Source organism: Pseudonocardia sp. KRD291, from assembly GCF_019263595.1.
Taxonomy (GTDB): Bacteria; Actinomycetota; Actinomycetes; order Mycobacteriales; family Pseudonocardiaceae; genus Pseudonocardia.
The window spans coordinates 1-8538 of record NZ_JADQDD010000264.1 but is presented as its reverse complement, the minus strand read 5'-3'; the positions used below and the strand labels follow the sequence as shown (position 1 = coordinate 8538).

General features: G+C 72.1%; 7 protein-coding genes and 1 pseudogene. 2 read left to right on the top strand and 6 right to left on the bottom strand.

All coding sequences use genetic code 11. The features are described from left to right. Positions 1–38: 38 nt before the first annotated feature. On the bottom strand, positions 39–935 hold the full coding sequence (locus I4I78_RS33985; RefSeq protein WP_218614183.1) for a thioesterase family protein: 897 nt from the start codon (positions 933–935) through the stop codon (positions 39–41). Between the two features lie 279 nt (positions 936–1214). Between I4I78_RS33985 and I4I78_RS26305 the strand changes: the two genes are divergently transcribed. Both I4I78_RS26305 and I4I78_RS26300 read left to right on the top strand, forming a co-directional pair. After that, positions 1215–3233: an ATP-dependent DNA helicase gene (locus I4I78_RS26305; RefSeq protein WP_218614185.1), complete on the top strand. Its 2019-nt coding sequence runs from the start codon at positions 1215–1217 to the stop codon at positions 3231–3233. Positions 3234–3316: 83 nt separating this feature from the next. Next, complete coding sequence (locus I4I78_RS26300; protein ID WP_218614182.1) at positions 3317–3739, top strand: organic hydroperoxide resistance protein; 423 nt, start codon at positions 3317–3319, stop codon at positions 3737–3739. A gap of 90 nt (positions 3740–3829) precedes the next feature. On the opposite strand, the gene I4I78_RS26295 is transcribed toward I4I78_RS26300, so the two are convergent. From I4I78_RS26295 to I4I78_RS26275, 5 genes and pseudogenes are all read right to left on the bottom strand, one after another. Further along, positions 3830–4558, bottom strand: coding sequence for a peptidyl-tRNA hydrolase (locus I4I78_RS26295; protein ID WP_218614181.1), 729 nt, complete (start codon positions 4556–4558; stop codon positions 3830–3832). Next, the gene (serB, locus tag I4I78_RS26290) at positions 4555–5826 is read right to left on the bottom strand and encodes a phosphoserine phosphatase SerB (RefSeq protein ID WP_308252364.1); all 1272 of its coding nucleotides are present in this window, start codon (positions 5824–5826) and stop codon (positions 4555–4557) included. Before serB ends, I4I78_RS26295 begins: the two co-directional genes overlap by 4 nt. Before the next feature lie 5 nt (positions 5827–5831). Beyond that, positions 5832–7586 carry a cytochrome c oxidase subunit I gene (gene ctaD, locus I4I78_RS26285; protein ID WP_218614180.1) on the bottom strand — a complete coding sequence of 585 codons (1755 nt, stop codon included), beginning with the start codon at positions 7584–7586 and terminating at the stop codon, positions 5832–5834. A gap of 215 nt (positions 7587–7801) precedes the next feature. Beyond that, positions 7802–8320 (bottom strand): hypothetical protein, encoded by a 519-nt coding sequence (locus I4I78_RS26280; RefSeq protein ID WP_218614179.1) that lies wholly within the window; start codon positions 8318–8320, stop codon positions 7802–7804. An 8-nt stretch (positions 8321–8328) separates the two neighbouring features. Continuing rightward, a pseudogene (locus I4I78_RS26275) lies at positions 8329–8538 on the bottom strand (GlcNAc-PI de-N-acetylase); the annotation flags it as partial.

Genomic DNA, 8538 nt, shown 5'->3' with positions numbered 1-8538 from the left:
GGCGACTCCGGCGCAGTGGGCCAGCAGGACCGTCGTGGTCAGGCCTTCATGTGGAAGGGGGCCAGGGCGTCGGCCAGGCGGACGGGGTCGCCGTCGATGCCGGGGGCGTGGTGGCTGCCCTCGGCCTCGGCCAGGCCGATGCACCGCGCGCCGTCGAACAGGCCGCAGGCGTAGCGGACGGTGTCGGTGTCGATCTCGAGCACGCCGATCCGGAGCTGGTAGATGTTCGGGTACTCGACCTCGTCGCGGTACTGCACGGTCAGCGAGCTGGGCGACAGCCCGTCCAGCGGGCCGCCGGTCGGGTAGCCCAGGACGTCCTGGTGCAGCTCGGCCAGGCCGTCGAGGTACCAGCCGGCGAGCGCGACGTTGTTCACGTGGCGGTTGGTGTCGAGGTCGCCGAACCGGGTCCGCACGTCCACCCGGAACGGGTAGTTCTCGCGGACCAGCCGCGCGCCACCGCGGTCCGGGCGCTCCGAGGCCGGTGCGTCGACCTGGATGGTGGCCAGCGCGCCGCGCACCTCGTCCGACAGCGGGGCCGGGCCGTTCGCCCCGACGTGCACGCTGACCGACTCGCCGGTCGCCACGCACTCCTGGCCGGCGAACACGGCGTAGGCGTAGGTGAACGAGGAGACGCCGATGTGGCTGACCCCGATCCCGATCCGGTAGCGACCGGCCACCCGCAGCGGCGCGATCACGTCCACCCGCACCGCGGCCAGCAGCAGCTTGACGCGCGCCTGCAGCCGCGCCACCAGGTCCGCGCCGAACGCGTCCCGCTCGACGGCCACCCGGGCGTCCTCGAACCAGCGAACCAGCGCGTCGCGGCCGATCCGGCGGCTCGGGTCGAGGTCGGAGTAGCGGGCCTCGTGCTCGATCAGCACGGGGTAGAGCGAGGGGTCCTGGCGGGTCCCGGAGAGGGTCGTCTGCGTCGTGGTCACGACACCATCGTGCCGTCATGACGCAGGTCACCGACCACCCGGCCGACCCGGATCACACCCCGGTGACGGCGTGTTCACGACCGGTTCACCGTGCGTCCGCGCCCGGCGTGAGATCGGCCTCACCACGCCGGGGACGACCGGGACGCACGGCGCCGGGCGCGGCGCGCGGTTCCGGACCGGCACGGTCGGCGGGGATCGTCGGCCCGCCCCGGTAGCCTCGCCCGGGTGCCCGCCTCCCCGACCGTCGCCGCCCGCGACCTCCCCGGCGTCGCCGAGCTGATGGAGGCCGCGGTCACCGCGGTCGGCGGGAGCCGCCGCGAGGGCCAGGACGCGATGGCCGACGCGGTGCGCCGCTCGCTGTCCTCCGGCGAGCACCTGGCCGTGCAGGCCGGCACCGGCACCGGCAAGTCGCTGGCCTACCTGGTGCCCGCGATCCGGCACGCGATGATGCGCGAGACCACCGTGGTGATCTCGACGGCGACGATCGCGCTGCAGCGCCAGCTCGTCGACCGGGACCTGCCGCGGGTGGCGAAGAGCCTGAAACCGCTGCTCGGGCGTGAGCCCTCGTTCGCGATCCTCAAGGGCCGGCGCAACTACCTGTGCCTGAACAAGCTGCACGGCGAGGACATGGGCGACGACGGGGGCGAGGAGCAGCTCTTCGACGCGTTCGCGATCTCGGCGATGGGGCGCAACGTCAAGCGCGTACACGACTGGGCATCCGACACCGCGACCGGCGACCGCGACGAGCTCGTCCCCGGCGTCCCGGACGCCGCCTGGCGGCAGGTCTCGGTGACGGCGCGGGAGTGCCTGGGTGCCACCCGCTGCCCGGTCGGTGAGGACTGCTTCGCCGAGAAGGCGCGCGCCGAGGCCGGGCGCGCCGACATCGTCGTCACCAACCACGCGCTGCTCGCGATCGACGCGATGGGCGACGCCTCGGTGCTGCCCGAGCACGACGTCGTCGTGATCGACGAGGCGCACGAGCTGGTGGACCGGGTGACCGGCGCCGCCACCGCGGAGCTGACCTCGGGCACCGTGGCCGCGGCCGCGCGGCGCTGCGGCAAGCTCGTCGACCAGGCCGTGGCCGACCGCCTCTCCGAGGCAGGTGAGGGCCTGGGCATGGTGCTCGAGGACCTCCCGCCCGGGCGCTGGGAGACGCTGCCGCAGGCCGCGGCCGGCGCGCTGAACTCGATCGTCGAGGCCGCCGCGGGATGCCGGCAGGGGCTCGGCGGGCAGCGCAAGGAGGACCCGGAGCAGGCCACCGGCCGCAAGGTCGCGCTCGCCCTGCTCGACGAGGTGTCCGAGACCGCGATCCGGCTCACCAAGACGTTCGAGACCCAGGACCCCGCCAAGCGCTGGGACGTCGTCTGGCTGGGCGAGCAGGGCCCGGACGGCGCCCGCTACAAGGTCCTGCGGGTGGCGCCGCTCTCGGTCGGCGGCCTGCTGCGCGAGCGGCTGTTCGCCCAGCGCACGACGGTTCTGACGTCGGCGACGCTGGCCCTGGGCGGCTCGTTCGACGCCCTGGCGCGCCAGTGGGGACTGCCCGCGGAGAAGCCGAAGGAGGCGGGCGCCCAGACGGCGGACGTGTCGGCCTCGGACCCCGGGCACGGCCCGGTGCAGGACCCGGAGGCCCCGCGGTGGAGCGGGCTCGACGTCGGCTCGCCGTTCGCGCACGGGCGCAGCGGGATCCTCTACCTGGCCAAGCGCCTGCCCCCGCCGGGCCGCGACGGGCTCGCCCAGGAGTACCTGGACGAGATCGCCGGGCTCGTCGAGGCCGCGGGCGGGCGCACGCTGGGCCTGTTCTCCTCGATGCGCGCGGCCAAGCAGGCCACCGAGGCACTGCGCGGAAAGCTGTCGACTCCCCTGCTCTGCCAGGGTGACGACTCGACGATGCTGCTGGTCAAGCGGTTCGCCGAGGACACCGAGACGTCGCTGTTCGGGACGCTGTCGCTGTGGCAGGGCGTGGACGTCCCCGGCCCGTCGCTTTCCTGCGTGATCATCGACCGGATCCCGTTCCCGCGCCCGGACGACCCCCTCGTGGCCGCCCGGCAGAAGGCCACCGACGCCCGCGGCGGCAACGGGTTCCTGTCCGTCTCGGCCACGCACGCGGCGCTGCTGCTGGCGCAGGGCGCCGGCCGGCTGCTGCGCGGGATGGACGACCGCGGCGTCGTCGCGATCCTGGACCCGCGGATCGCCACCGCCCGCTACGGCGGCTTCCTGCGCGCCTCGCTCCCGCCGTTCTGGGCCACCTCGGACGTGGCGAAGGTGCACGGCGCCCTGCGCCGCCTGCGCGGAGCGTGACACCCGTCCTACCGGTGGCAGGGGCCCCTCGTCCGGCGATAGGTTGTGCACAACCGACCATCCACGAGCACGGAGGTACTCCCATGGCAGACGCGATCTACACGGCCGAGGCCACATCGTCCGGCGGCGGCCGCGACGGGCGGGTCCGCACGTCCGACGGGATCATCGACCAGGACCTGAAGATGCCGCCGGCCCTGGGCGGCCCGGGAGGGGCGACCAACCCCGAGCAGCTGTTCGCCGCGGCCTACGCCACCTGCTTCCACGGTGCGCTGCGCCTGGTCGCGGGCAAGAAGAAGGTCGCCGTGCCGGACGGCGCCACCGTCGACGCGTCGGTGAGCCTGTCCCCCGACGACACCAGCTTCGGCATCAGCGCGACGATCACCGCGCACCTGCCCGGTCTCGGTCAGGCCGAGGCCGACGACCTGGTCGAGGGCGCGCACCAGGTGTGCCCGTACTCCAAGGCCACCCGCGGCAACGTCGACGTGACCCTCAAGGCCACCGTCTGAGCTCACCCCGCCCGTGAACCGCCGAGATGCGCGTCAGCGTCCGCCTGTGATCGACTTCTCGCGCTGAGACGCATCCCGGCGGTGTCCGGATCAGGAGTCGGGTCGGTCCATCGCGACGCAGGTGATCGTGCCGGGGTCCACCTCGGTGAACCCTGCGTCGCGCACCGCGACCGCCCGGCCGCCCTCGACGTCGTCGAGCAGCGTGTCCCAACCGCCCGGGGTGGTGTCGCGGACCGCGAACTCCGGCACCGAGGTCCAGCCCCGCACCGCGGCCAGGATCATCGAGGCGTGCCCGACCTGCGCGGCCGCCTTGCCGACGCTCGTCTCGGCGTGCGGGTTCAGCACGATCAGCGGCCACCCGTCGGGCGGTGGACCGGGCGTGTCGGTCCCCAGGTCCGTCCCGCCGATCTGCAGGCGCGAGACGGTCTTCGGGACGTCGTCGACCGGACCGGGCAGCAGGGCGCGCGCCTGGGCCGTGCCGTGGCCCACGGTCACGCCGGGTAGCTCCTGCACGGCGTCCCAGTGCGCTCCGCGGGCACGGCGGGCGATCTTGCGGATCCGGCCGTCGACCCAGGTCCGGACCGGCTCGTCCCACTCGCCGCCCTCCTGCGCGCGGGGGTCCAGGCAGACCGCCAGCGCGGCGGTCGCGGCCGCCTGGAGCAGCGCCGTCCGGGACGGCTGCGGGTCGCGCTCGATCCGCAGGATCACCGGCATCGCGCGCACCACGCCGTCGACCTCGGGCGGGATCTCCCGGACGGTCGCGCCGGTGCCGTAGCGGGCGGCGAGGAGGTCGAGCACGGAACCCCCGGCCGGAGTCATGCGATCGGGACCCGCCGCAGCACGCCCTCGGCCTCGTCGGCCGCCTCGACCTCGTCGCGGGTGATGCCCAGCACGAACAGCACGACGTCGAGGTAGGGCACGGACAGGGCGGTGTCGGCGACCTCGCGCAGCGCGGGCTTGGCGTTGAACGCGATGCCCAGACCGGCCGTGGAGAGCATGTCGATGTCGTTGGCGCCGTCGCCGACGGCCACGCACTGCTCGACCGGGATGTCGTGGGCCTCGGCGAAGCGGCGCAGCGCCACGGCCTTGCCCGGCCGGTCCACGACCTCACCGCTGACCCGCCCGGTCAGCTTCCCGTCGACGATCTCCAGCTCGTTCGCGGCCACGAAGTCCAGCCGCAGCTCGTCGACCAACCCGGCGATGACCTGGGTGAACCCGCCGGACACGACACCGCAGCGGTAGCCGAGGCGCTTGAGCGTGCGGATCGTCGTGCGCGCGCCGGGGGTCAGCTCGATCCGGGACGCGACGTCGTCGACGACCGAGGCGGGCAGACCCTCCAGAGCCGCGACCCGGCGGCGCAGCGACTCGGTGAAGTCCAGCTCCCCGCGCATCGCCTCCTCGGTGACGGCCCGGACCTGCGCCTCGACGTCCGCACCGGCCCGCGCGGCCAGCATCTCGATGACCTCGCCCTGGATCAGGGTGGAGTCCACGTCGAACACGATCAGACGGCGGCTGCGCCGGGCCAGGCCGGCCCGGGACACGGCCACGTCGACGCCGGCGCTGCGGGCCACCCCGACCAGCCGCTTGCGCAGCGTGCCCGCCGGGTAGGTCTCGGCGCCGCCCTCGGGCTCCGGGGAGACCATCAGCTCCAGACCGGTGACCGGGTAGTCGGCGATCCGGCGGATGGCGTCGATGTTCGCCCCGACCGCGGCCAGCTCGGCCGCGACCGCACCGAACGCGCGTGCGGTGATCGGACGGCCGAGGACGACGACGGCGTGCGTCGACCCCGGACGCGGGTCCTGGCCGCCGTCGGCGTTGAACTCCATGTGTACGGCCATGTCGATGCTGTCCATGGCCGACCCGACCGACTCCTGCAGGCCCTCCGGGTCGGTGTCGGGCAGCACGAGCGCGCCGAGGGTGAGCCGGCCGTTCACGACGACCTGCTCGAGGTCGAGCAGCTCGACCCCGTGCGCGGTGAGCGCGGTGAACAGCACGGAGCTGACCCCGGGCCGGTCCGGCCCGGTCACCGTGATCAACACGGTGGACCGGGCGGTCGGAGCGGTGTCCTTCTCGGTTCTTGGGCTCACCCGGCTCAGACGGACCTGGGGTCGTCGTCCGGCTGGGCCTCCTTGCCGACACCCTGGGCCGCCACCTCGGCGACCTGGGGCTTGTGCCCGACGTGTCCCTCCGCGCGGGCCTTCTCGACCAGGTGCGGGTAGTGCAGGTCGAATGCCGGGCGCTCGGAACGGATCCGGGGCAGCTCGGTGAAGTTGTGCCGCGGCGGCGGGCAGGAGGTCGCCCACTCGAGCGAGTTGCCGAAGCCCCACGGGTCGTCGGTGGTGACGACCCGGCCGTAGCGGTAGCTCTTGAACGCGTTGTAGATGAACGGCAGCGTCGAGGCCCCGAGCACGAACGCGCCGATCGAGGAGATCATGTTCAGCGCCGTGAAGCCGTCGGTGGGCAGGTAGTCCGCGTAGCGGCGCGGCATGCCCTCGTTGCCCACCCAGTGCTGGACCAGGAACGTCAGGTGGAAGCCGACGAACGTCGTCCAGAAGTGCAGCTTGCCGAGCTTCTCGTCCATCATCCGGCCGGTCATCTTCGGGAACCAGAAGTAGATGCCGGCGTAGGTGGCGAACACGATCGTGCCGAACAGCACGTAGTGGAAGTGCGCGACCACGAAGTAGGTGTCGCTGACGTGGAAGTCCACCGGCGGCATCGCGAGCAGGATGCCGGTCAGGCCGCCGAACAGGAACGTGACCAGGAAGCCGACCGCGAACAGCATCGGCGTCTCGAACGTCAGCTTGCCCTTCCACAGGGTGCCGATCCAGTTCACGAACTTGACGCCGGTCGGGATGGCGATCAGGAACGTGGTGAAGGAGAAGAACGCGAGCAGCACCGCGCCGGTGGCGTACATGTGGTGCGCCCACACCGCGACCGACAGGGCCGCGATCGCGATCGTGGCGAAGATCAGGCCCTTGTAGCCGAAGACCGGCTTGCGGGCGAACACCGGGAAGATCTCCGAGACGATGCCGAAGAACGGCAGCGCCACGATGTAGACCTCGGGGTGCCCGAAGAACCAGAACAGGTGCTGCCACAGGATGACGCCGCCGTTGGCGGGGTCGAACACGTGCGCGCCCAGGTGCCGGTCGGCCAGCAGGCCGAACAGCGCGGCGGTGAGGATCGGGAACGCGATCAGGATCAGCAGCGCGGTGATGAAGATGTTCCAGGTGAAGATCGGCATCCGGAACATCGTCATGCCCGGGGCGCGCATGCAGACGATCGTCGTCACGAAGTTGACGCCACCGAGGATCGTGCCCAGACCGGACACGACCAGGCCGATCGCCCACAGGTCACCGCCGGGCCCCGGCGAGTGGATGACGTCGGAGAGCGGGCTGTAGGCGAACCAGCCGAAGTCCGCGGCACCGCCGGGGGTCAGGAAGCCGGACAGCACGGTCAACCCGCCGAACAGGAACAGCCAGTAGGAGAAGGCGTTCAGCCGCGGGAACGCGACGTCCGGGGCACCGATCTGCAGCGGCACGATGTAGTTCGCGAACCCGAACAGGATCGGCGTCGCGTAGAGCAGCAGCATGATCGTGCCGTGCATCGTGAACAGCTGGTTGTACTGCTCGGTCGAGAGGAACTGCAGACCCGGCCGGGCGAGCTCACCCCGCATCAGCAGTGCCATGGCACCGCCGGCCAGGAAGAACCCGAACGACGTGACCAGGTACAGGATCGCGATGTCCTTGGGGTCTGTCGTCCGCAGCATCTTGAGCAGCGTGGATCCCTTGCCCGTACGCCGCGCCGGGTACGGGCGCGACGTGATCGGCTTGGGCGCGACGGCTGTCACTGTGCCTCCTGCACTTACCTAGTTCGGGCCAGCCGGACTCTAGCTCCGACCCGCGACCGGGACCCGTCCGGGCCGCGTCGCCCCGGTGCCGGACGACGGTCGCTCGATGATTGTGCTCTACCGGGGGTAGAACGACCACCCCAGGCCCCCACAACCCCGCATCCGTGGACGAGAGCTCCGGTCGTCCAGCGACGATGAACGAGGGCTCCGTTTGCTCACCGGCGTGCGTGCACCGGCTCGAGATCGAGCAGCACATCGACGGAGATCCCGCCCAGGCCTGCGGTCTGCCCACCGATCGGATGAACGGCGCGAACCCTCGCCGTCGTGAGGGCGAACCGCTCATCGTCGGCGATCAGCCCTGGCGACCTCCACATGTGGGGCTCGACGACGAGAGTTCCACGAGCGGTCACGCGAGGCTCGGATCCGCAGTGCGCGGACTCGCCGAGCAGGAGCACGTGCAGCCCGTCGGCGGGGCTCACCACCAGGGCGAACGGCGAGGCAGCACTGCGAACGACATCCACCCGCCCGGTGATGGCGACATCGGCCGACCGCCTCGACAGCAGGGGCGATGCCGTCGACTCGATCCCGTCCGGTGCCCCGGCGACGTCGTCCCGGTCGTCCCGGTCGACACTGTCGACGTCGAGACCGAGCCCGACGGTGATCACATCACCGACCGACGGAACGGGACACTCCCCGCCGGCGACGACCCATTCCTTCAGCAGGACCCTGATCATGTCGTGGCTCAGCGCAGCGGCACGAACAGCTCGGTCCAGACCTCCGGGGCGGTGGCCGGGTTGGGGGGCTCGTCGACGATGTAGAACTCCGTGCCCAGGCCCATCGCGAAGATCGGCTCGGGCATCGCGAGCAGGAAGTGGTCGGGTGCCATCTGGCTGGCGTGGGCCTGCATGGACTTCCGCTTGACCTCGGCGAACTCCACCGCCTCGACCCGGTG